The sequence below is a fragment of the Chitinophagales bacterium genome (assembly GCA_041392475.1).
In the GTDB taxonomy this organism is placed as follows: Bacteria; Bacteroidota; Bacteroidia; order Chitinophagales; family UBA2359; genus JAUHXA01.
The window spans coordinates 1,646,715-1,671,540 of the sequence record JAWKLZ010000001.1 but is presented as its reverse complement, the minus strand read 5'-3'; the positions used below and the strand labels follow the sequence as shown (position 1 = coordinate 1,671,540).

General features: G+C 35.8%; 16 protein-coding genes. 5 read left to right on the top strand and 11 right to left on the bottom strand.

Annotated elements, in window-relative coordinates:
• Positions 1–14 precede the first annotated feature (14 nt).
• The 4 genes from R3E32_06075 to R3E32_06060 form a co-directional block, all read right to left on the bottom strand.
• Positions 15–614: a hypothetical protein gene (locus tag R3E32_06075; GenBank protein MEZ4884290.1), complete on the bottom strand. Its 600-nt coding sequence runs from the start codon at positions 612–614 to the stop codon at positions 15–17.
• Positions 615–636: 22 nt separating this feature from the next.
• Positions 637–1,275 (bottom strand): RloB family protein, encoded by a 639-nt coding sequence (locus R3E32_06070; GenBank protein MEZ4884289.1) that lies wholly within the window; start codon positions 1,273–1,275, stop codon positions 637–639.
• A complete protein-coding gene (locus R3E32_06065) occupies positions 1,256–2,587 on the bottom strand; it encodes an ATP-binding protein (GenBank protein ID MEZ4884288.1) in 1,332 nt (443 codons plus the stop codon). The genes R3E32_06070 and R3E32_06065 overlap by 20 nt, the downstream gene beginning before the upstream one ends.
• A 79-nt stretch (positions 2,588–2,666) precedes the next feature.
• A complete protein-coding gene (locus R3E32_06060) occupies positions 2,667–4,886 on the bottom strand; it encodes a VIT and VWA domain-containing protein (GenBank protein ID MEZ4884287.1) in 2,220 nt (739 codons plus the stop codon).
• A gap of 667 nt (positions 4,887–5,553) precedes the next feature.
• Between R3E32_06060 and R3E32_06055 the strand changes: the two genes are divergently transcribed.
• On the top strand, positions 5,554–6,294 hold the full coding sequence (locus R3E32_06055) for a DUF4377 domain-containing protein (protein ID MEZ4884286.1): 741 nt from the start codon (positions 5,554–5,556) through the stop codon (positions 6,292–6,294).
• Positions 6,295–6,372: 78 nt separating this feature from the next.
• Here R3E32_06055 and trpD read toward each other — a convergent pair whose 3' ends face one another.
• Entirely contained in the window at positions 6,373–7,359 is a 987-nt protein-coding gene (gene trpD, locus R3E32_06050; protein ID MEZ4884285.1) for an anthranilate phosphoribosyltransferase, read from the bottom strand.
• Positions 7,360–7,453: 94 nt separating this feature from the next.
• Between trpD and queG the strand changes: the two genes are divergently transcribed.
• From queG to R3E32_06035, 3 genes are all read left to right on the top strand, one after another.
• Entirely contained in the window at positions 7,454–8,386 is a 933-nt protein-coding gene (gene queG, locus R3E32_06045) for a tRNA epoxyqueuosine(34) reductase QueG (GenBank protein ID MEZ4884284.1), read from the top strand.
• 143 nt (positions 8,387–8,529) lie between these two features.
• A complete protein-coding gene (locus tag R3E32_06040) occupies positions 8,530–9,690 on the top strand; it encodes a sensor histidine kinase (protein ID MEZ4884283.1) in 1,161 nt (386 codons plus the stop codon).
• On the top strand, positions 9,687–10,466 hold the full coding sequence (locus tag R3E32_06035; GenBank protein MEZ4884282.1) for a LytTR family DNA-binding domain-containing protein: 780 nt from the start codon (positions 9,687–9,689) through the stop codon (positions 10,464–10,466). Before R3E32_06040 ends, R3E32_06035 begins: the two co-directional genes overlap by 4 nt.
• A 140-nt stretch (positions 10,467–10,606) precedes the next feature.
• On the opposite strand, the gene R3E32_06030 is transcribed toward R3E32_06035, so the two are convergent.
• Entirely contained in the window at positions 10,607–11,830 is a 1,224-nt protein-coding gene (locus R3E32_06030) for a crosslink repair DNA glycosylase YcaQ family protein (protein MEZ4884281.1), read from the bottom strand.
• A gap of 88 nt (positions 11,831–11,918) precedes the next feature.
• Here R3E32_06030 and R3E32_06025 point away from each other — a divergent pair, with 88 nt between their 5' ends.
• A complete protein-coding gene (locus tag R3E32_06025) occupies positions 11,919–14,879 on the top strand; it encodes a CHAT domain-containing tetratricopeptide repeat protein (GenBank protein MEZ4884280.1) in 2,961 nt (986 codons plus the stop codon).
• A 119-nt stretch (positions 14,880–14,998) separates the two neighbouring features.
• Here the strand turns inward: R3E32_06025 and R3E32_06020 are convergent, their stop codons facing one another.
• The 5 genes from R3E32_06020 to R3E32_06000 all read right to left on the bottom strand — a co-directional run bounded on the left by R3E32_06020 (position 14,999) and on the right by R3E32_06000 (position 24,646).
• A complete protein-coding gene (locus R3E32_06020) occupies positions 14,999–15,283 on the bottom strand; it encodes a hypothetical protein (GenBank protein MEZ4884279.1) in 285 nt (94 codons plus the stop codon).
• Positions 15,284–15,604: 321 nt separating this feature from the next.
• Positions 15,605–16,966 (bottom strand): CAP domain-containing protein, encoded by a 1,362-nt coding sequence (locus R3E32_06015; protein ID MEZ4884278.1) that lies wholly within the window; start codon positions 16,964–16,966, stop codon positions 15,605–15,607.
• Between the two features lie 128 nt (positions 16,967–17,094).
• Positions 17,095–18,687, bottom strand: a complete 1,593-nt coding sequence (locus R3E32_06010) for a sodium:solute symporter family protein (GenBank protein MEZ4884277.1) — start codon at positions 18,685–18,687, stop codon at positions 17,095–17,097.
• Between the two features lie 99 nt (positions 18,688–18,786).
• Complete coding sequence (locus tag R3E32_06005; GenBank protein ID MEZ4884276.1) at positions 18,787–21,087, bottom strand: hypothetical protein; 2,301 nt, start codon at positions 21,085–21,087, stop codon at positions 18,787–18,789.
• Positions 21,071–24,646, bottom strand: a complete 3,576-nt coding sequence (locus R3E32_06000) for a hypothetical protein (GenBank protein MEZ4884275.1) — start codon at positions 24,644–24,646, stop codon at positions 21,071–21,073. Before R3E32_06000 ends, R3E32_06005 begins: the two co-directional genes overlap by 17 nt.
• Positions 24,647–24,826: the final 180 nt, after the last annotated feature.

Below are 24,826 nucleotides of genomic sequence, written 5' to 3'. Positions count from 1 at the left end.
CTTAATTGCGAAGTTTATTTTTTCAATTTCTTCAAAAAAGTCGGATATCCGATGGAATCTAAGTGCTGCAAAACGGAGAAATCCATATTGAGGTATTGAAGGGCTGCAAAAAAGTTTTGGCGGCTGTCATTGTATGTGCCAAATGCTTCTAAACCAAAAGTATAAAAGGTTTTGGCGTATTGTTCTATCCACAATTCGGTAAATTCTACGCCACAACCTTCTGCTAAAAATACTTCGGTCGTATAGCGCACTTCATTGAGGTTCACTATTTCGTACTTCTTTTTGTAGCGTTTCTTTTCTATCGACACCCATTCACCCAACAGTCTGTTGTCAATGGTATTGAGGATGTTTTGAGGTTCTTTGGTACTCCATTTTTGCCAATGTTCTATCACACCGTGATTTTGAAGTTCATCGTCAGCGCATTTGACCTTTATTTCATGGTTTCCTTCACGGATTTTCACGCCTGTATTCAGAGAATCCGATTGCAGGTAATAGTCCGTTCTGTCTGATTCTCTGATACCTGCGCCAATTTGGGGTAGGTTATGGTAGATATTCCATAAAAGGTCTTTGTCTTCTGAGAACCAACGTATTTCTGTGCTTTTGAAAGGGGGCATAAGGTTTTGGTTTTTAGTGTTTTTACTCAATACCTAAAAGCTCGAATATTTTGTAGATTTCGGCTTTTGCAGATTCGGGATCTTCAAAGTCAAAATCACCCAGTTTTTGGGCATTTTCTACGGCTGTTTTTTGGTGAGGTTTGAGTTGACTGTAAATATCGTTGTCTCGTTTTTTGTAGTATTTTTGTGATTTTTCATAGTCAGCTAAGTATTTCTTTTTAAGTTCTTTACCCGCATCATCGCACTTGGAGTAATACTTGCTTGTTGACTCAAAATGCAGCAAATACCAAAATTCCAAGCACGGATTGTTAATCAGAACATAGACATTTGGGTATTTTTCCAACTGCTCAGCATATTCTCTAAATTCTTGAATTTTAGATTTTTGACCTTTTTTTGTGTCTTTGCTTTCTTTGACAACAGTATCAAAATCCAATACCCATATAACTTTATCATAGCCTTTTTCGATATTTTCAACAATCGTATCATATTGCCCCTTCAATGCCTTTTTCTTGGCAAGTTCTGGTTTGATGTCGACCTTAGTTGGCAGCGACTCAAATTGTTTCAACATCTGAAAGTACCAAACCTCCGTTTCTCCATCTACTACAATGGAATACGTCTTTTTGCCGCTGTTTCTATCCCTTCTATTTTTTCTCCTCGCCATCTTCCAAATCAATATAGTAATCTCCTAAATCTGGTACTGCACCCAATTTGCCAATTTTGTAGGCATTGTAAACAGAACTTGTGTTGCCTATCACAGAAGAATCAAAGTCGGCTATTGAAAACAAATCGGTACTGCCATCCTCTTGTTTTTCGGTCAGCCAAATCGCATCGTTCCTAAAAATGTCTTTTTCCATCAATAATTCTCGCAAGTGTGTTGTCGCAATCAATTGAGAATGTTTGGCATTCACCAAAAAAGTCAATAAAAAGTGTTTCAATAAATCGGGGTGTAGGGAAGATTCCAATTCATCAATAGAAAAAATAGTTTCATTCCGAATCATCAAATCTAATAAGCCACTGAATTGAAAATAGCGTTGTGTACCTTGTGATTCGTTATTATAGGATAATATATAGCTATTATCTTTTTCATCACTTTTTACGGTATGTTGGAAAAAAATGTCTTTAATTTCAAACTCTCCTTTTCTTACATTTTCAATTAAATCATTAAGAGGAATTGATAATGATTTAGAAATGCTAAACAAATCACCCATTTTTATTTCATTGTCATCTAATGACTTAATTTTAAAGTCTGAGATATTAAAATCTGCCTTTTTCAGAAATTGAAGAACATTGAATTTATCAATATTGCCATTTTCTATTGCAGTAGAAATAGAATCTGATAAATTATTATGAGGTAGAATTAAAGGCTTCAATCTGATTGAAAACCAATTAGTCACTTCCTGCAATTCATTCGATTCAAAATTGGTTTTCAAATACCCACCCAAAACCGTATTGTTCCAAAGTGTATTTGCTTCTAAAGTCGCTTTTGATTCCTTGTTGATTTTGATTTTACTGCCAAATTTAATTGAACTGAGTTGTTTATGTACATCGGTTTTGCGCTTATAGACAGTAGTTTTATTGGGATTGTAGAAATATAATTTTTCGTTTAGGATGGCATTCTGATTAAATTCCAGTTCATATAAGTATTTTACTTTGTTCTGCATGAACTCCAAAGTAAAAAAGGAATTTTCAGTTGGGGTATTTTTGTCAAACAGAAAAGGTTGAAAATCGAAGGTTTCGGTTTTTTTTTCCAATGGTTCTAAGACCATATTTCTCAAAAAATCCAATGCTTTCAAAATATTGGATTTTCCCGAACCATTGGGGCCATAAATCAATCCCAACTTCAATAAGCGCAAGTCTTTTTTGGGGGTAATGATATAATATTCTTCCAAATCATCTGAGGTAGAAGCCTCAAATGATAAGGTGATTTCTTCTTTTATAGAAGTGAAGTTTTTGATAGAAAAATTGATAATCATGGTTTTTCTTGATAGAAATTTGTAAATGACTTATCAAATCTAAAGAGAAAACCATGAAAATTGTTTTCTCATCGAAAAATTATTTCTTCTCCTCCTTCACCGCTTCCACCAACCAATACGCCTTCTTATTCCCAAACAAAATAATTTCTTCCCCTTTCCAAACAATATCCGTCAATTCGGGATTGCTCGATAACATCGTGTAGTATTCAGGCGAATTGAAGGGCGTTTTTTTCGGAGTCAAGTCGTATTCTTGTACACGAGCATCCATCCAAAGCCCAGAAGTAGTTTTGTAAAAAGGCATATTTTCGATGTACATCACATCCGTACTACTAGCAGTTGTTTCGTTGAGTGCCAGTAAACTATGCACATCGTGCAATTTTTGAATCAAAGTACTTGCTTGCATACTACCCTCACCTTTGGCTTGTTTCATCGCTTCAAAATCAGCCCTACAAGCCGCTTCATCTGCAAAAAACGATACCGCAGGTTCAAAATCCGTATCGTAATAACCTTCCTCCAAAATCACATAATTGCTATAAGGTGAAACAATTCCGTTTTCGTGAGCTGTTTCCGCAATCTGTTCCATCCAATCTTCATCGCCCTCCAATCGAACCTTGTCCAATTGTGCAGCCACCGAACGTGCAGCCCACAAACGTTTCACATAAGGGTAAGCCGTGTTTTCTTCGGGAAAATCAAACTCCATATCAAAACGCTGCAAATCACCATTGCCCGAACCCGTAATCGAAACCTTTGTTTTACCCGCTTTTTGGTAGCGACCAATCACATTCAAAGGGCGGTTTTTGAAAAGGTTGCGAACATTTGCAGGATAACTATCAATTACATCAAAATTATCAATATTGTAGAGGTGTAAGTTTACTGCAATAGGGTCATTGATGTTGCTATAAATCTCGTTGATGCGCTCCTCTACCTTTTCATTCGACAAGATATAGTGACTTTCTGCCAAAGTATGAGCTGCAATTTGATCTAACAAATGTACATGTGCTTGTTTGCCCATGCCGATGGTATAAAAATGCAAATTGCGGAGGCTGATGTTTTTTACCAGTGTCAGCAAATCTTGATCCGATGTTGCGCCTACCGAAGCCTCGCTGCCATTGATAAAAACCACAAAATACGGGTGTACTTTTTCGGGATTTTGAGGGATAGAAGCCTTCAATGCCGCTTCAATATTGGATTTCCCGCCCGATTTTGAAGCATTGATAAAAGTAGTTGCTTTGGCAATGTTGGCACTATTTGCAGCTTGATTGGTGTCAAACGCTTTTTCGACATCATCGGCATATCGAACGATATTGAAGCGGTCTTTGGCGTGCAGTTGCTTCAATGCCGCTGTCAATGCCTTTTTGGAAGCCTCCAAATTTGCAGAACCCATTTCTGCGGAAGCATCCAATACAAATAATACATCCTTGTTGGTGATTGCATCATCCGTCACATAACCTGCATCAAAACTCAACATAAAATATCCATCCTCACCTGCTTCTTTGTATGGATAGAGTGTGTAATCCACTGTACCTTTTGCAGTACTGTAGTAAAAACCCAAGTTTTTGGTTTGGTTCGCTTGTCGGCGGCTGCTGATTTGTATGCTTCCTTCACTGTCGTTTTTGCGCTTAAATTCAAGCTCTTCGGGTTTGTGGGTTGTAGAATAAAACTGCTTGATTTTTTCGCCAGCAGGAGCTTTGATATTAATATTGAGGTCAAACTCTCGAAGTGGCTTGTAAAACGACTGTGAACTCATATTGTAGGCAAAAAAGTTCTTGTTGTCATCTTGAAGCAGTTTCTGTTTGTATGAGATTCGCATGGTGTAAAGGCTGCGAGGGGTAAATGTATAGATGCTTACTTTGTATAGATTTTGGTTGGCAAATTCCCAATAACGAGGATTTTTGGTCCGCCTCACCATTTCTTCAATGACATTGTGTGCTTGTGCGTCAGTGTATAAATCGGCTTTGAAAGTGCGGTCTGCAATCTTCATTTCAAAATCCTCCAAAGGTAAATCTTTGGGGATTGGCAGTAAAAAATAGGCTTGAATGGTATCGAAAGAAGGATTGTAAAAACTCTGGGTTAACTCCGTAGTTGCTACTCCATCTGCAATGCTAATGTCTGCTTTTTCAGACCAAAACTCAGTAGTATGGGGATTGAAGTCATCGGGAAAAGCACGCATATAAGGACTGATTCTTTCGGTAGGTCTCCAATAATAATCTTCTGGACTGACCATCATAAAACCACCTGCAAAACTGGAAACTATCGGGAAACAGGTCAAGAATAGGAAAAGTGAAAATATTTTCTTCATGGTTAGATACAATTGTGTTAAGAAGCAATAAATAGCAAATAATGAGTGTTGTAGTCGAAATCAAAATCGGGATCTTTTTTTGAATTTCAACGATTTTGGTGGGTGGTTTATAGAAAATTAGTGCGAAAAATACGGCTTTTTTAGATAAAATGTTGTTTTTTGGTTCATCTACGTCTTCAAAAGTACAAGTTGTGTGCTTAAATTTTATTGGTGATTTGACAAAATCTGTAAAATGCGACTTCGGTAGTTCAAGATTCTTGCATTTAAGTCATAAATGCAAGAGTTAACAAATTTTGGACTTTGGACAAAAGAAGTAAATGTTTGGATATGAGTAAATAGCATTTTTAATGTAATTTCACTTAATTTCTTTGTTTTCAATGATTTAAAATCTTTTGTCTTATGTCTTTAATCTTCCGTCCAAAGTCTAAAATAAATTGGACCTTTATTATTGATCTATTTTCTGGAAAATGCGTTCAAATTTAGCGGTATTTACCGAGACTTAAATGTTTGGATTGAAGTGACTTGTAGTGTTGGGAAGAACCAAGCATTGCATTTTATGATATAAACAGCCACCAAAATGGTCAAAAAGTGCATCTAAGAAGTAGTGGCATCTTTGAGAACAGGGTGTAGGAAAAAAATGATTCAAAATATAAATTGTAAAAAAAATATGAATAACCAATTGATTTTTATTGTATTATTATTTGTGTTTGGTGCTGTGGGATGTACTGCAACCAAAAACACGACCAACAAAAAAGAGACAACTATGGATGCGAACAAAAATACGACTTCAAAAGAGGGTGAATACATCTATTGGGTAAACAGTAGGAGAGTGGATTGTGTGGGTGAAGGGCCTCAAAAATGCTTGCAGGTTCAGAAAGGGGAAATTATGGCGGATGCGAACTGGGAGTTTTTTTACTCCCGTATTGAAGGGTTTAACTACGAAGAGGGGAATATTTACAAATTGATAGTGAAAGAAACCACTAAACCCCAAAATCAAGTGCCAGCAGGAGGTTCTTCTATTCGATATGAGTTGGTGAAGGTGATAGACAAACAGGTGGATGCGAAATTGAGGCTTTACGATATATGGGCTTTGGAAAGTATTGATGGTCAGGAAATAGATATTAAAACGCTTCGCAAGCATCCAAGCATAGAAATCAATTTGACGACCATGAGGGTGATGGGTAATGATGGCTGCAATAGTTTGATGGGAGACATCAAAAGTGTTGGAGCTAAAAATTTGGTTTTTGGAGCATTGGCTGGAACTAAGATGGCTTGTCCCAATATGGAATTGTCCAGCCGATTTAATCAGCGACTTGCTGAGGTTCAGTACTATCAACTCAAAGGACTTAAATTGTATTTGTTGGATGGAGCATCCAATGAGTTGCTGCGCTTTAGGAAGGTGGATTGAGGTCAAATAAAATTAAATTATAAAAATAAAATTTATTCAATTCGTATTGTTTATACGAATTGAATAAATGAATAAAAATTACTCCACTAATTTCTTAAAACTTTTAAGTGCCTTTCCGCTCTTCAATGAATTTTCAGCTACTGCAATGGCATCTTCTATACTCAATTCAGGACGAGCTGTTTTGATGGCCATTCCTGCATTTGCAAAAACCACACTGTTTTGTTCAGGCGTGCCTTTTCCCTCCAAAATGGTGTAAAATAATTTTGCAGCTTCTTCAATAGTAGAGCCACCTGCTAAGTCTATGGAATTCAATTGTTTTAATCCTAAATCCTTTGCTTCAAGAAGTTGTTCCTTTCCATTGCTAATAGCCTTGAAAGAGCCTGTCAAGGATATTTCGTCATAACCATCCAAAGCGTGTAAAATACAAAATCGTTTATCCGTTTTTTGGTAAAGGTAGGCATACAAACGTGCTAATTCCAAACTAAAAACACCTACCAATTGCTGTTGTGGGAAAGCAGGATTAACCATAGGTCCCAGCATATTGAAGAAAGTTTTTACGCCCATTTGTTGACGCACAGGCGCAACATTTTTCATGGCGGGATGGAAAAAAGGGGCATGAAGAAAACAGATATTTGCTTCATCTATTTTTCGGCGTAGATGGTCTATGTTGTTGGTAAATTCACAGCCGTGGTATTGCATCACATTGGACGAACCCGAAACCGAAGAAACGCCATAATTTCCATGTTTGGCAACCTTGATGCCCGAACCTGCGACTACAAAACTCGACAAGGTAGAAATATTGAAAGTATCTTTCCCATCACCACCTGTTCCACACAAATCAATGACTTCACGTCCCTGCATATCCACAGGAATACACAGTTCGAGCATTGCATCTCGGAATCCCTCCAATTCTTCGACGGTAATACTCCGCATGATAAAAACGGTCAGAAAACTGGCGATTTGTGGGTGGTTGTATGATCCATTTGCGATGTTTTTGAGGATTTCTTTTGCCTCGGATTTGGATAAGGTTTTATGCTCAAATAAATGGTTGAGTATTGCTTTCATCTGTTTGGTGTTAAACTACTGCGGTTGAAAATGAAAATTGATTTATATTGCAGGTAATGATAGTGCATATTTGCAGAAAGAAAAAGAAATTGGGATGAAATCATTTGTAAACAAACATACACATCAAATCAAACAAGCAGCTTATCAGATGGGTTTTCAATATGTGGGAATTTCTAAAGCGGAATTTTTGGAGGAGGAGGTTGCAAATTTGGAGGAATGGCTGAAGAGAGGATATCACGGCAAAATGACTTATATGGAGAATCATTTTGACAAACGTTTGGATCCAAAGAAGTTGGTAGATGGGGCAAAATCAGTGGTTACGCTACTGTATAATTATGAAACACCTAAAAAACAAATGGATGAATCTGCTCCCAAAATTTCTAAGTATGCGTATGGAAAGGATTATCATTTTGTGATTAAGGATAAGTTGAAGGAGCTACTGCAATGGATTCAGGAGGAAATAGGCGAGGTAAATGGAAGGTGTTTTGTTGATTCAGCACCCGTTTTGGAGCGTGCTTGGGCTGCAAAAAGTGGCGTGGGGTGGATTGGTAAACATTCGTTGTTGATTACTCGGTCTGCTGGTTCTTATTTCTTTTTGGCGGAGTTAATTATAGATCTTGAGTTGGAAGCAGATGGGCCTATCAAGGATTATTGTGGCACATGTACACGGTGTATAGATGCTTGTCCGACAGGAGCAATAGTAGGAGATAAGATTGTAGATGGTAGCAAGTGTATTTCCTATTTCACAATAGAATTGAAGGAAGAAATTCCTACTTCAATGGCTGGGAAGTTGGACAATTGGATGTTTGGTTGTGATGTTTGTCAACAGGTTTGCCCATGGAATCGCTTCGCAAAACCACACAAAGAGCCTGCTTTTGAGCCTCATCCTGATTTACTGCAAATGAATCGGCGAGAATGGCAAGAGTTGACGAGGGAGGTCTTCAATGAGGTTTTTAAGAAATCGGCGGTGAAACGTACTAAGTTTGAAGGATTGAAACGGAATATATCGTTCAATGAGGAGAATTGACGTGACGTTATAGAACATCCTTATTTTGCAGGTTGTTTACCCCCAAGATTTGGTTTTATATCCCAATTTTTGAAGTGGTAGGGGCTTGTTTATCTAAATTGCGTTTTTATTTAGAATAAAGATGGTAATAGATTAGTATGACAATGCGAAAAATCACAAAAGGCCAAGTAAAAGTCTATCAGACATTGCAAAATGATGTTTTTCAGCATTTTGTGTTTGGCGGATTGGTGTATGTTATTACTTTTTGTGTGTTTGCTATTCACGCATGGCAGTCTGGTGCAGCATTGCAGAATCCGCTTAGAAATAATTGGGAGGCCTTTATTGTTATTTTTCGAGAAGCACTTATTTATACATTGTTGATGGGAGTTCCTGTTTATGTAAACTTTTTTTTGGTGTATAAACGTAGTTTGCAGTTTTTTTCAGAAAAACGGTATCTCAACGAAAAAGGGATTGAAAGTTGGCGTTTTTACTTGTTTTTGATGATGAGTGGTTTATCTGCGGCTATTTTTGCATTGCCTGTTACTTGGATACTCAATCATTATTTGGAACTTATTTCTCCTCCCTATACACATAGTTTAATTGTTATTTTACTGCTAATTATCTGTACAACAGGGATTTCTTTTGTGAAAGATATGCTGGAGCGCAGTCGTTATTGGGAGCGCAAAGAACGGCAGGAAACGATTGCAAGACGCAAAAGATTGGAGCAGGAGTTGTTGTTTATTAAAAAACAAATACGCCCTCATTTTTTGTTCAATACGCTTCAAAATCTGCAAATTTTGGCAAAACAAAAATCGGACTTGCTACCTGATTTGATGGCAAAATTATCTAAGTTATTGCGCTATTTATTGTATCGGACGAATGAAAAAAGAGTTCCTTTGGATCAAGAATTGGATTTTATTCGCTCTTATATAGAATTAGAAAAAATTCAGATGGGAACTTCAACGGAGTTTAGTTTTGAAGTGATGGGAGAGGAGACACAGGGGCAAGTGATAGCACCTATGATTTTACTTATTTTTGTAGAAAATTGTTTCAAACATTACAATAAAGGAAGTGTAGATAATAAGAGAATTGATATACATATTGAAGTGAAGGAAAAAGAGTTGATTTTGAATACTTCCAATACTTTTAAACCCAATGTTCACAATGAAAATACGCCATTACAGGATGTAGAGGGAGGACTTGGTTTGGCCAGTGTAGAAGAAAATTTACGCTTGATTTATAAAGAAAATTATCAATTGAAGACCTTTGTGGAAGACAATCAAATTTTTAAAACCTCTTTAAAACTACCATTGACCTATACATGAAAACACATTTTTCTTACATTGTAGTAGAAGATGTTCCGCTTCAAAGAGCGAACTTGATATATATGCTCTCTAACCGATTGGATTTGAAGCTGCTGAAAGAGTTCGAAACGGCAAGAGATGCGTACACTTATTTGAGTCAAGAGGATGCTGCCATGCCAGATTTGCTTTTTTTGGATATTGAAATGCCTGAGGTGAATGGCTTGCACCTATTGGAGGCAACCAAAAAATTTGTGCATCAACCTCGGGTAATTATCACTTCTGCCCATGAACAATACGCTATACCAAGCTATGACTACGATGTGTCGGGCTATGTATTGAAGCCTTTGGAAACGGAAAAACTATACAAAGCCATAGACAAGGCAATCAATGAATTGAAACCTACTGTTAAAGATAAGCAAGAGGCTTCGAGTCTTTCTTCATTTGGTGGGGCAGAGCCTTCGTCGTTTTTGATTCAAGTGGGAGATAGAATGGTGAAAATTAATTTTGAAGAACTGATTTATTGTGAAGGAGCTAACAACAATATCAGGGTTATTACAATCAATCAAGAATATGAGACACGTAAAACCTTGAAAAGTATGTCCGATGAATTGCCTGATAGTCAGTTTTTTAGAGTTCATGATAGTTTTATTGTTAATTTATTTTACCTCAAAAGTTACACAAAACGCCTTACAGCTATTGAACTGTGCTATGAACAGGATTGCTACAATGTTGTAGTCGGTCGAAAATATCGGGCAAATTTGAAGGAACGTTTGCAGGAGAGTGAAGCCAAAAAATGAACTAACCACAATCTGCATCAGTCAGATATTTTATAAAGCCACGAACTAAATAATGAAAACCAATTAGTTCGCACAACACAGGTTAAATGTTTTGTGGTATTATCAATTTGACCAGACTTTCCAATGCAGCAATAAGATTTTTATATGCGCCTCATTGCTTCAACCAATCTATCCCCAAACTCTCTTGGTACAACCCGTTCTACTTCAATTTTTTCACACCCATTGAATTGAGCGAATACCCAAAACTGTTGCACCAAATCAGGCATTGCAGCCTCCAAATTTTTTAGGGTAAAATGGCTTTCAAATACCAAATTTCGGAGGAAGAAAGTTTTTAGTTTTCGGTCGGCTTTCGCATCTAAGCGTCCGATAAATTGTGTTCCCCACAAAATCGGCAAACAAAAATAACCATATACCCTTTTTGGTGCAGGTACATAACACTCAATCGTATAATCGTAGTCAAACAACTCCTTCAATCGTTTGCGTTGTATTACCACATTGTCAAAAGGCGAAAGAATGTGTACTTTTTCGGTTGAATTGTGGGCTATTTTCTCCAATTGCGACAATTGTTGGGGAGTCGTATAGTAAGTAGCGGAGGGAATGCCTTCGACTTTTACAACTTCAATGATTTTGTCTTCCAAAAGCTGTGGAATACGGGCTTTTACCCAATCTTTCGTTTCCTTACTCCGCAAATAGGGAATCTGTTCATAACTTACCAATCCATGTGCTTCAATAGCACTCAGAATCAAATAATCCGCCATTTCGGAAGGTGTAGGAAGTTCGGTTTTCACATGACTTGGCAGCACATTTTCGGTGAGGTCATATACTTTCTGAAAACCCGTGCGTGCGCTAATCATCAGTTTACCCTCCATAAACAACTGCTCCAAAGCACGTTTTGCTGGCTTCCAATTCCACATACCCGTTTCAAAATCCACAGGTTTCTCAAAATCCTTGCTTCTCAATGGACCTTCCGCTTTGATGCGATCCATCACAAAGTCTTTCATATTTGTTTCTGGACGAGTCCAGTGTTGTTTGCCATTGGCGTAGCGGTTCATTCTGGGCAAACTAAACCGAAAATCATCTATCGGAAGGTAAGCGGCTGCATGACTCCAATATTCCCAGACCAATCGCTCATTGGCTTGCAAATCTAAGAGCTTACTTTTTTGGTAATCAGGCAGACGGGTCCACAAGGTGTGGTGATGCGCCCGTTCCACTACCGAAATGGTGTCAATCTGAACATAAGTCATTCGCTGCAAAGCTTTCACAATACCCTCTTTCCCTTTTCCGAAAGAAGCCGATTGCAGCAAACCTTGACTTTGAAGTGCCATTTGTCTGGCTTGTCGTTGGGTGATGTTGCTTGTTTTCAAATCTTTTATTTATTGAACCAAGTTAAGATTTTTTTTAAAACACTCACAAACTAAATTTTTAGTAACTTAATAGCCTAAAATCCGATTCATGAAAAATCCAATCCAACAAGCAGAGGCATATTTCACCGAAGCCAAAAAAGAAGAAGAGAAAGGACGTTACAAGGAGGCGATTCTTTTACTGCAAAAAGCGGCAGAAATATACCAAAAGCAAGAGGATGTTTTGCAGTATATTGAAAAACAGGTCGCTATAAGCGATATGTATGGTCATGCTCATAAGTTTGAGGAAATGTATGTGCTACTTCAGGTCATTTTGAAGCAAACACTCGATTTATCTACATCTAAACAACAACAAGGATTATTAGCGGGGATTTACAACAATTTTGGAATTTATTATCATCAGCACATTGGAGATTTTCACGAAGCACAGATGTATTATGAAAAAGCATTAGGGATTCAAAAAATAAACTTCGATGCACAAGACCTCTCTTTAGCAACGAGTTATAGTAATATTGCCTTTTGTCAAGGATACAAAGGAGATTACCAAGACTCGTTCGATTATTTTAAGAAAGCCTTAGAAATCTATCTTTTTCATTATGGAAAAACCAGTTTGGAAGTAGGCAATTCCTACAATAATTTGGGTTGGAGTCTTACCCAATGTGGAGATTATGTTCAAGCAGAAGTGTATTTTAAAAAAGCACTGCAAATTTACACCCAAATTTACGATGAACCCAATGAATCTATGGCTCTTAGCTATAACAATATTGCTTTTTGTTTGCTTCAAAATCAAAATTATGAAGAGGCACTCAATTACTACAAAAAATCATTGGAAATACGGTTAAGAACAGAGAACGAAGCGCACAATATGATTGCACCGCTTTATCGAAACATCGGTATAACACACACCAAATTAGGGAACTATGAAGAAGCGACTGTTTCTCACCGAAAGGCATTGAAGATATACTTGCAATTGTTTGACGAAAACCACTTGTCTGTCTCCTTGCCTTACATGGCATTGGGATACAATTTATTTGTCCAGCAAAAGTTGGAAGAGGCTATTTCGGTTTTTGAAAAAGCATTGAAGATAAGACAAGGTTCATTGGAACAAAAACATCCGCTCTTGGGAGAAAATTACATGGCTATTGCACGATGCCTTCAAGAACAAAAGCACTTTGCAGCAGCACTTCAACAATATCAAAATGCCTTAATTAGCCTCTGCGACCACTTTGAAGTGAAAGATACGTACATCAATCCCTCCAACTTACAAGACAATAAATCTGCAATATTTTTAAGCAAAACCTTGTACAACAAAGCCCAAACTTTTTACCAATTATACACTGAAGAATCGAAAGAAATCACAGACCTAAATGCAGCTTACCAGACCTATTACACTGCCATACATTTCATAGACTACCTACGCCAAAACTATCAGGCAGAAGGCTCCAAGCTCATCTTATCACGAGAAAACTTACCTATTTATGAGGGAGCGATAGAGGTCGCTTTTGCACTGTATCAACAAACAGACGAACTTGCTTATTTATACCAAGCCTTCGATTTTTCCGAAAAAAGCAAGGCATTGATTTTGCTCTCCAATCTAACAGAAGCCGATGCCAAAATTGCCGCACACATACCTGGCGAGTTGCTGCAAAGAGAAAACAAACTCAAAAGCGACATTAGTAATTTGGATAAAAAAATCAGGCAGGAAAAATTGAAGTACACTGAGGCCAACGAAACCCTTGTCAGAGAATGGCAAGGGCAGTATTTCGATTTAGACCAAGCTTATCAGCAGCTAATTGCTCATTTTGAAGTCACTTACCCCGAATACCACCAACTGAAATATGAAATACAAACACCCAAAATCGAGGATATTCAGCAGCAAATGTCTGTTGCTACTGCTATGATTGAATATTTCATGGGTGAACGGAATATTTATATTTTTGTGCTGACCAAAACCAATATGAGATTGGTAAAAGTTGATAAACCAAAAGATTTTGAAAAGAGTATCAGTCATTTTCAAAGAGCGATCGATACAGGCTCAATTACCCGTTTTGTGGCAGCATCGAGTCAAATGTATAGCTACCTGATTTACCCCATTGAAGCCCAACTTGTCGCCCAAAAACGACTCATAATCATTGCCGATGACCAACTGCATCGCCTTAGTTTTGAAACGCTTATAAACCCAATGGGAGTTGACGAAACTACTTACTCGAAGCTACCCTATTTGATTGCAGACTACCAAATCATCTATCAGTATTCGGCTGCATTGTGGCTGCATACCTACCACAAACATCAAAAAACCGCTCAACAAAAGGACAGTTTCTTTGGAATTGCACCCGTTTCTTTTGGGACTACTCAGCGACCAACAAAAGGATATATCATCAAAAGTGGGCAAATAAATACTGAAAAATATCGGCGCAATGTGGTATTGAAGTCGGCAAATAGTGAGCATGAAGTATTGGTGGATTTGGAGGCAACTGAAGCTGAGGTCAAGGATATTTACACCCTTTTCTGCAACAAACAATTGGATGCCACGGCTTTGTTTTATGACCAAGCTTCAAAAGAAAACTTGCAGCAATACATCTCCAACACCAAATATGTGCTGCTTTCTACGCATGGATTTGTCAACAAAAAAATGCCGTCTTTGTCGGGTTTGTATCTTTATCGAACACCCAAAACAGCACTTCAAGAAATAGACAATGGAATGCAACAAGAAGAAAACGACAAATTGTATATCAGTGAAACCTATCATCTACATTTGTCCGCTGATTTGGTGGTTTTGAGTAGTTGTGAAAGTGGTATCGGGGATCTCCGTAAAGGGGAGGGAATGATTGCGCTCAATCGGGGATTTTTGTATGCAGGAGCATCGAATGTAATTTATTCTTTGTTCAAAATTCCACAGGATGCTTCGAGTGAAATCGTTCGTTTTTTCTTTCAACAAGTGCTTGACAACCAATCTGATTATGCCGATGCATTGCGAAATGCCAAACTGAAACTCATTGCAGAAAATCGAGAAATGAGGGACTGGGCAGGGTTTGCACTGTTGGGGGTGTAAGTAAAACCCTTGTGGATGTTTTATTCTCCTCCCATCACCAACTCCCTTGCGGGACAGCTTTTTTGTGTCAATCTCGATACCACAAAAATACCCAACAAACCGCTGACCATCGCCAAAGTTCAGAAAGGAAAAACCACAACTCTATTTTCAACCATAGGATAAGGCAGCAATTGTGGAACTTCCAATGTGACTTCTCCTCCTCCAAATCGCAGCACAAAAGACACGATAAGACCGACCAAACTACCATAATAATTGGCCTTTTTGTCGAACAAAGCCATGACCAATTGTGGGAATAAAATGCAGTAAACGAAGTCGCTACACAAAAACCAGAGCGCATACACACTTTTTACCTGCAATGCCAACAAAGTCGCTGCAATGCCAATAATCCAAATACAACGCTTCAACACCACTGCCAGTTTTTCAGGGCTGACATCAGGCTAAATCAAGGGGCGATACACATTGCCATACTCGAAGCCGACAAAATAGAAGAATCTACGGACGACATCACCGCTGCCGCAATCGCACCCAAGGCAATGGTGCTGACTCATGGATTGGTCAAATAACGGGCTACTTAAGGGAGGGGCAAAGAAGCATTTTCAGGAGCTGCCACACCCACGCTTGACCAATCTAACACATCTCCAATCTTCCTTTTCCGAAAGAAGTCGATTGCAGCAAACCCTGGCTTTGAAGGGCAAGTTGTTGGGTGATAGAATTTGGTTTCAAATTTACTGTTTCTTTATGAAAATATGTGTCAAATAATACATACCATTGCCTTTATTGACTACGCCAATACCTGTATGTGTATAGTTACTTTGTTCGATATTGTCACGGTGTCCTTTACTCTCAAGCCACGCATCGAAGGCTTCTTGAGCAGATGGCTGTATGGCTACATTCTCGCCACGCATGATTACACCACCAATCACTTGTGTCAACTGTGTCATTCTTTCACTAAAGTTGTCATGACTTATCTTGCCTTTGTTTTTCATGTACATCGAATGGTTACGAGCATATTGCTGAATGGTTGTATGCATCTGTAAAACTCCTAATCCTAAGCTTTTTCGGTGATTGTTCACCAATGCCAAAATTTGTTCTTCCATTGTTTCTTCTACTGATTTATTGGGTGTTGGAGTCGGTGTTGGAGTCGGTGTTGGTGTTGGAGTCGGCGTTGGAGTCGGTGTTGGTGTTGGAGTCGGTGTTGGTGTTGGAGTTGGAGTCGGTGTTGGAGTTGGAGTTGGAGTCGGTGTTGGAGTTGGTGTTGGAGTTGGAGTTGGTGTTGGAGTTGGAGTCGGTGTTGGAGTCGGTGTTGGAGTCGGGGTTGGAGTTGGAGTCGGTGTTGGAGTTGGTGTTGGAGTCGGTGTTGGTGTTGGGGTCGGTGTTGGTGTTGGAGTCGGGGTTGGAGTCGGTTTGGGTTTACCTTCAGGTTGTTTTCCTAATCCATTTCCAAAAGCGTATGTTTGTTGTATTTGTTCATTGGCAATTACCATACCGACCAATTTTCCTGTTTCTGCATGTCGAATCACCCACGAATGGTCAATATAGGTATCCTGTTTGTAGCTATCCCCTGCTTTTAACATGAAAAATTTTTTCTCTACTCCTCGAAAATCTTTCCAATAAACAATGACATCGAAGTTGTTGCTATTTTTAAAGATTAAATTTACTTTTTGTGTAGATTCAAGAGACTTAACGGCACTCAAATCTATTTGAATAGTAGGTTTATTGGCACTGGCTGCAAATTGAAGGATATCTGCTTTGCTATATTGGTCTTGCGCTAGCCATTGCTCATTTTCGGATGTTTGGTGTTTGTAGGTTTCACCATGCGCCAAAGATTTGACCAAAGTTGGTTTACCATTTTTATCTTTTTTAAAAAGATTCAGGGTAAGCAAAGTCTGGTTTTTAAAGGTCATCACAAAACTACTCGAATTGGTACCATAAGTTCGAGGAGTGTCATGCCCGTCTTTTTCATCATGGGTACGTTTTCCAAAACGATACTTTGTTTGTGCTTCCACTTGTGGGGATAGAAAATAACAGCTAAATAGACCAATAAAGGCCAATAATAAAATTCTGTTTAGAACTTTTCTTTTGTTCATAGTGAAAAAGGATTTTAGGAAAATTTGAAATTATGATTAGTTATAAGAGTGGGCAATGGCTTATGTAAATTAGCATAATAAAACTAAGTTAAAACTTTTTTACCAAAGAAAATCGAATAAATCTACTTTTATTCCTCCTCCATCACCAACTCCTTCGCAGGACAACTTTTCTGAGTCAATCTCGATACCACAAAAATACACACCAAGCCGCTGACCATTGCCAAAGTTCGGAAAGGAAACAAAACCACTCCATTTTCGACCATCGGATAGGGCAGTAATTGCGGAATTCCCAAAGTTGCCTCTCCCCCACCGAATCGCAGCACAAACGACACAATAAACCCCACCAAACTACCATAATAATTGGCCTTTTTGTCGAACAAAGCCATGACCAATTGTGGGAATAAAATGCAGTAAACGAAGTCGCTACACAAAAACCAGAGCGCATACACACTTTTTACCTGCAATGCCAACAAAGTCGCTGCAATCCCAATAATCCAAATACAACGCTTCAACACCACTGCCAGTTTTTCAGGACTTACATCGGGCTGAATCAAAGGACGATACACATTCCAACTCGCCATGCTTGAAGCCGATAAAATCGAAGAATCCACCGACGACATCACTGCTGCTGCAATAGCACCCAAGGCAATCGTACTGACCCACGGATTGGTCAAATAGCGGGCCACATAAGGCAGGGTCAAAGACGCATTCTCAGGAACTGCAACGCCCACACTTGACCAATCTACCACATCCCCAATCACGCCAATCATAATAGCAGGAATAGCCGCCGCCATACACACAAAACCTGCAATGATGGAAAGCCATACAGCTGTGTTTTCGTTTTTTGCAGACAAAACCCGTTGAAAATACACTTGCCATGCCACGCCACCAAAAATGAGCAACAAAGCATAGTCGAGCCAATTCCAATAATAATTGCCCCATTCGGGATGCCGCCAACCGTCAATTGGAGGAAAAAAACTGCTCAAACTGCCTTTTTTGTCCACATACATCTGCCACGCATTTTCCCATCCACCCACATGCTGCAATGCAAAGGGGATGACCAATATCAAGCCAACAAACAAAAAAATCAACTGCACAATATCGGTCAGCGCAACTGCCCACAACCCACCTAAGGCAGTGTATGCAATAGCAATCATAGCAGAAAGTACAATCGAAGTATTGAAGTCCAAGCCCAGAACCGTTCCGAAGGTCGTTCCCAAAGCGGTCAATATTGCAGCCGACCAAAAAATTTCACCTGTGAGGGCGGGAAGAAAGAGTAGGGCAGCCATCTGTTTGCCAAAGCGTTGTTCCAAAGGGTCGAGCATGGTTTTGAATTGGTAGCGGCGCATTTTTCGGGCAAAAAACAAACCACCTACTACCAAACTCAGCGCATATCCCCACGGTGCTTGTACCCATGCCAAACCAGAACTGACTGTGTATTCGGCAGTTCCGTTGATGTATCCGCCACCTACCCATGTTGCGCTCATCGTAAATACGGCAATGAACAAGGGGATGCTTCGCCCTGCCAACATGACTTCGGTGACACTATCAGATTTTCGGAGGCTTGCAGCATAAATACCCAAGTAGAAAATGAGTCCATAAAAGACCATCATGGACACGAATCCTCCCCAATGTACTTCTTTTTCAAGGTAATACAAGGCAGCGGCAATGACCAACATGGCGGCTAAAAGGATGAAAAGTGGACGAAATTGTTTGGACATTGTTTTTTGGTGGAGTAGATATTTTTTATTCTATGTTTTTTATATTTATAATTCTGATTTTGATGTACTCAAAGTGAGTATATTATCTTCTACACATGATTATTTTTTTAACTCACGCAGATATTTAAATGGAAACGGTAAAACAGTTAAATTACCTTGCTTTACAAAATCAACTGCCATTGTTTCTAAAAGTTGGTCAAAAACAAGTTGGCTTTGTTTCCCCTTCAAATTTCTAACTGCTTTGATTTTACGTATATTGGTAGCATTTTGGAAACTTGTCTGAAGTTGTTCTGGAACAATGCCCACAAAATAAAAAGCCTCCATTAAATTTTCGCTTTGAAAGTAAATATTTGTGCTTGAAGCAAAAAGCTCGTCCATATCTTCTTTTCCCTTGAAAAAATGATGTAAAACATCTTTTTTGCCCAGATAAGAATATGAGTTTTCGTAATAAAAACGACAGAACTCTTTCTTAATTTTTGTTTGATTACTTAAACTCTCTGACTTGAATTTCTGAATTCTTTCTTCAAGATTTTTAATTTCAGATTGTAATCCATTTTTTTTTGCTTCTTTTAAGTCTTTTTCTAAATGTTTGATTTTTTTTACATCATAAAAAAGGGTGTTCAAATCGTGTTTTGTAAATTTTTCTTTATAAGACTTAGTTTTTGAAATTATTTTATCAAACCTCTCGTCTTTTGCAAATAATTCGTTTTTTTGAATAAATTTTTCGAACATTCTCAAAATAGCTGATTTGGATATTTCTGTGTCTTGATTTTCTAATTCCAAAGTTTCTCCAATTTTCTCAATTTCTTGAATGGTAAACAGTGGCGTTTCGAAAATCAGATTGATATCTTGATGATTAGAAACTAACAAACAATTCAAAAATTCCCTTCCATTGAACTTATCGTATTGTTGGTAAATCGCCTTATATCTTTCATAGGCGGAATTTGAGAAAACTTCATTATATAGGCAAGTTTTGTAAGTCAATCTACCATCTGTTGAAACTTTTAATAAGTGATAGTTAAATTTTTTATCTTTTTTATCTTGATTTTCTTCTTTTACTTCTTCCTTACCCATAAAAAGCCACTCCCCGAAAGTCCAATCTATAATGGTAATTTTGCCATTTCTTATATCATTTTTAATATAACTTTCTTTAAAAATAACATCAACAGCAGCTTTTTCAATTGTTCGTTTTCTTGTTGTCTTATTTTTCTTTTCAAAATCATCGGTAGTGATGTGATGTATTAAATAATTTTTGTTTTTACAATATTCATCTGTAAGGTTATTATTTTTATAATACTGCTTATTACGAATTATGCGAATATTAATGGATTTTTTTGATAAATTACCAATACATATATTTCCAATGTTGTAATTTGTATTGGTCAAAAAAACTTGTAAGTTTTGAGCCAATTCCTGTGCCTCCTTATCATTTTTTAAGCTATCTGCAATATTAATAACAATAGGGATACTGTGACAAAATTCTTGTATTCTTGTTTTCACCTTATTAGAGAGGGTTTTGTCAAATTCTGTTTTTTCTGCATTAAAAGGTAATTGAACGAAATTAACATTAATATATTCATTCAAATGTTCTTTTACCTCTTTCAAAAAAAGATAGAGTACCCCACTTTTTGAAACTTCAAATTTTTCCCAATTTGAAAAGTCTAAAAAAGGAATATTACTTTTTTTACCATCTATTTGAGCTAATATGTATGTGCTGTTAGGTTTTTTATTATATTCGGTACTTTTCAATCTTCGCATACTTCGGATGTTATCTGATAGAATTTCATATTGGACATAATCTTTTAGTTTAGTCTTTCTATTAGTAAAATTCATCTTACCTGTCATTTTCAAGTTGGAAAAAGTTTTTACATGTAATCTTAAATGTAAATGATAATCTAATTCTAATTTTAATGTGATGTATTGCCAAGTAATTTTTGGAGAATCTTTTTTTTGTTTTGCCTCATTTGTTTTTACTACCCAATACAATCCACCCGTTATATTAGAATACTTAGTGTTTTTTGTAGCAGTATTTGCTAAACTATTAAATAAAAGTTGTGCTAAATGGCGTGTATCAATTTCATTTTTATCTCTTAAATTAGTAATTTGAGAAAATTGTACTTCATCAGAATTTTTAATGAGGTTTTGTATTTTCTCCTCCAACTCAAATTCATTCTTAAATTTTGTTTTTTCAAATAAAGCATAAAAAGCTTTAGAGGCAAGATAGACAACAGATTTAACCCCATTTAGCTCTTGTTTCACTTCATCTATTAAAGAATACTGATAGCCAACCTTTTTAGCATCAATCTTAAATTTATACACCCAAAAATCTTTAGTTATATTTTTATAGTTTTCACTTGAAAACAAAATTATTTTGTCTAATTGATTAGTTTTGTATTGCACTTTTTAAGAGTTTTATAAGGTTATGTAATTTTTCAGAGTCAATAGTGAAAGATTTTTTGTCAATTAAGAAAGGGACTTCAATCAATTGTCCTTTTTGACTTTCATGAATCTTAAACCTATTATCTGATAATATATTGATAATAAAAACTTTTTTGAAAACAAATCCTTTTCGTTTAATATCAGCTATTTTTAGTGAAAATATTTTTTCAATTTGTTCTTTGTAACTTTGGCTATTATTATCATTCCAAAATTTAAAATCTATAAAAATACCATCATCAAGCATAAAATCAAACCGTTCAAAAATATTTTGTGGTAATTCTTGCAAAATCTTTTCAGGCATAATATAATTTTCAAAAATGAATTTGCCTATGACTTCGCCTAAAGCACCTTTATAGATATTGTTAAAAATTTCAGGAGCAATGATATAATCGTTTACTTGAAAATCAGTCGCATAGTCTTGTGTGTTGAAATAATCTTGTATATCTTTTATTTTCATCAAATCAGGTAAATTAATCGCTTTGGCAGAAACTTCTTTTCCCTTTCCTGAGAAATCAATTTTAATATTGGAATAGTCATTTATTTGGGTAAAATGATAACAATTTTTTGGTTCAAACTCTTTAAAATTGCTGTCTAACATTGGCACATAAATGAACTGCCAGTTTTTCAGATTACTTGATTTCTCAAATTCTTGTTTAGATATAGTAGGGTATTTCAGCACAATTTCCCGAAGTTCTTGCCAATCTCTAATGTTTTCTTCATTCCAGTATTTGCCTTTTACTTTAGCATTTATCCAATTATGGGAATAGATGTTATTTTGTTCTATTTCCATAATTTTATCATTATTTAGTAATTCTTCCTCTTGTTCAAATTGTGCCTTCTCAATCAACGCTTCAAATTCCTTTAGGCATAGATAGTTTGAAGTATCAAAATATTTGATTTGTTGTGCTATTGCTTTATCTGCATAAATATAAATTTCATTGTTTTTGAAATGAGTGCGATTAATTCTACCAATAGCTTGTATTACTTCTTTGGCTACAAAGTTCCTGTAATCTTCTGTAAGATATAGACTTTTATATATTTCCTTGGGAAAGAAAACATCAAAACGCCTATCCTTATAATAAGCTTTTTTAAATGTAAGTTTGATTTCATAAACAAGTTGTTGATAAAAAATCTTATTAGCTTGAAAAAGCATTTCAGCTTGAAAAATACGTTTATTCACGTCAAAATTCGTTAGTTGTTCATTATTGACGTTGACCAGAAGATTGCTTGGTTTATCCAAATAAATAGCATCAAAATCTTTTAATCTTTCAGGTATATAGCCTTTAGGAGTATAAGTTTGTTTGATTTTTCCTTTTGTGAGAAATTCATCAAAGTTATCTAAGGCGTATTGAATATTTTGCCCTGCGCCCAAAGTTTGGTAAGTTGTTATCAAAAATAATTTTTGTCCTTTTTTAAGTAATTCCAAAATTTCTGTTTTCTTATCATCAAAATCTTTGGAATTGAGAACCTTGAATGATTTTTTGACATCAAAATTATCTTTATTAGAAGAAAATAAACTTTCTTTTTGATATTTTTGAATAATAGCACTAAAAAACATTTCTAATATTTTCAAATCACAAGAGACTTTATTATAGTCAGGGTGTGTATTGAGGAAGCAAAGGAAAGATTGGATATTATCGTTTTGTATAAATTTTTGATAGACGTTTGCTATTTTTAAATATCTTTTTAATTCAAAATCATTTTCTTCTGAATTTTGATATTTTTCAAGTTCTGTTAATAGCTCGTTGGTTTTAAGTTTACCAAATTCGAAATTCCTTAAAGTTTTTTTCCAACTTTCAATGCTTAAAAAATCTGCTTTGACAGAAACATAATCTTTATTTCGTTTGACAAATTCATCTTTCAGAGTTTGTATTTCATTATAACTTAGTTCAAGGTAATTTTCTTTTAAATTTCTATGTAAGTATTTTAAGTCATAGTTCCCTATAACTGTTTTCATTTTAGCAGTTGCAGAAATACCTATAACTAAGTTATTAGTTGCTAAATTAAGTAATAATTTTTCTGGTGTAGTATCAAATTCTGTTATGTATATTTTAGATTTAGTGTCATGTAATTCGCTATCTTCAAAATTATAATAGCGAAATCCATTGTTATGAAAACTAAAGTCATTTTTTATTTCACTTTCTTTACTTTTTTGTTTGTGTTGGAATTGTTTTATTTGAATACTATCAATGAGGTGTAGTTTCTGTTCTCTTGTTAGCTTTAATTCATCAAAAAAAGTATATAAAGCATTTTCAAATGTAAAATTATCAATGTTTGGGTTTTCATTTTTGATTTGTTTATAATTTTCTGCTATCAATTTTGCACCCTTTTTGAAAAAGTTGATGAAACTCTTAATAGCTGTCAAAAACTCTGTGATACTTGGCTTATCTCTACGGGCAGCATCTTTTTCAACAAAGTGAACATTATTTATTCTCTCATTTTCGTCTTGTTGTAAATAAATAAAACTCTTTTTATCACCTACAATGGTGTGATATTGATAGTCATGGAAAAGAAAATTTTTTTGATTGTTTAGTCCAAAAGTCTTTACTGAATAATTGATATTATATTCATCGTTTATTTTAGTTGCTTCGCTTTTTAGGTTTTCAATGATATGGGCAATGTCTTGTAAATCAGCTTTTTTTTCTTTGAGTTTTTCCCACTGCTGTGAGTTTTTGTAAAATATTTGAGGAATGGTCAAAGATGTAAAGCTACTGTATATTTGCTCAAATAAGCCGATAATATCAACTCGTTTTTTGAGTTGTGTTTCAATAATATTTTTAAGTATAACCTCTTTGCTCGCATCGAATTCGTCAATAAAAATAAGTGCATTTTTTAAAAAATTATTATCAAAAAAGTAATACGATTTCTCTATTATTGGACTATTTTTCACTAAAAACTTATCTACACTCAAAAAGAAAATTCGTTTTTCAAAACTTAACGCTGCTGGATATACTTTTGCAACCCATTGAAAATCTTTGTCATTTTTCAATAAATCAATACGGACTTCTTTTTTTTTGCCTTTTTCGTAAAAATATTTTGTGAGTAATTTTCTAAACCTTGGTTCATAATCGCTTTGGATTTCTTTTCTTACTTTGTCTTGTAATTGAATAAACAAAGAGTTTTTTTTTCTTTTATTCAAATCCTCATAAAATTTGATGTTAGCTTGTAAAGTTTTAAATTCTTCGGTTTCTTTAATAAATTCAGGAATCTTATTAAGATTAGGGAGCAGATTTTCAAGTACGCAATCAAGATTTGAATTAATGAATACTACGTCATTCTCAAAATCTTTTAGTCTATTTTCTTTTTCAAAAAAATGTTTGAAAGTGGTATCATGTGGTAGGTTTTTTTTGAGTTCAGTAAGAAAAATAATTTTCTTATCTGATTTTTGATAGTCTTGATAAATGTATTTCAAAACTTCATAAGTCTTACCAAAGCCTGTTGGTAAATCTATTAATAAAAGTCCTGTTTTTTTAGGATTTGAAATATCACAATATTTTTCAAGAAGGGGAAATAATTTCATTTTGCAAGTTTTCTATAATTGTAAGTTTAAGGAAATGTATAGATTTGTTTTTATTGCAGTATAAATTTTTTAATAGAATAAATCTATCTTCTAAAAATTGCATTTAATGTTTGATTTCAAGTGATTTTAGTTAGGTGTAAAAATAACAAAGCTTTATACAAAATCAAACATATTGTATTA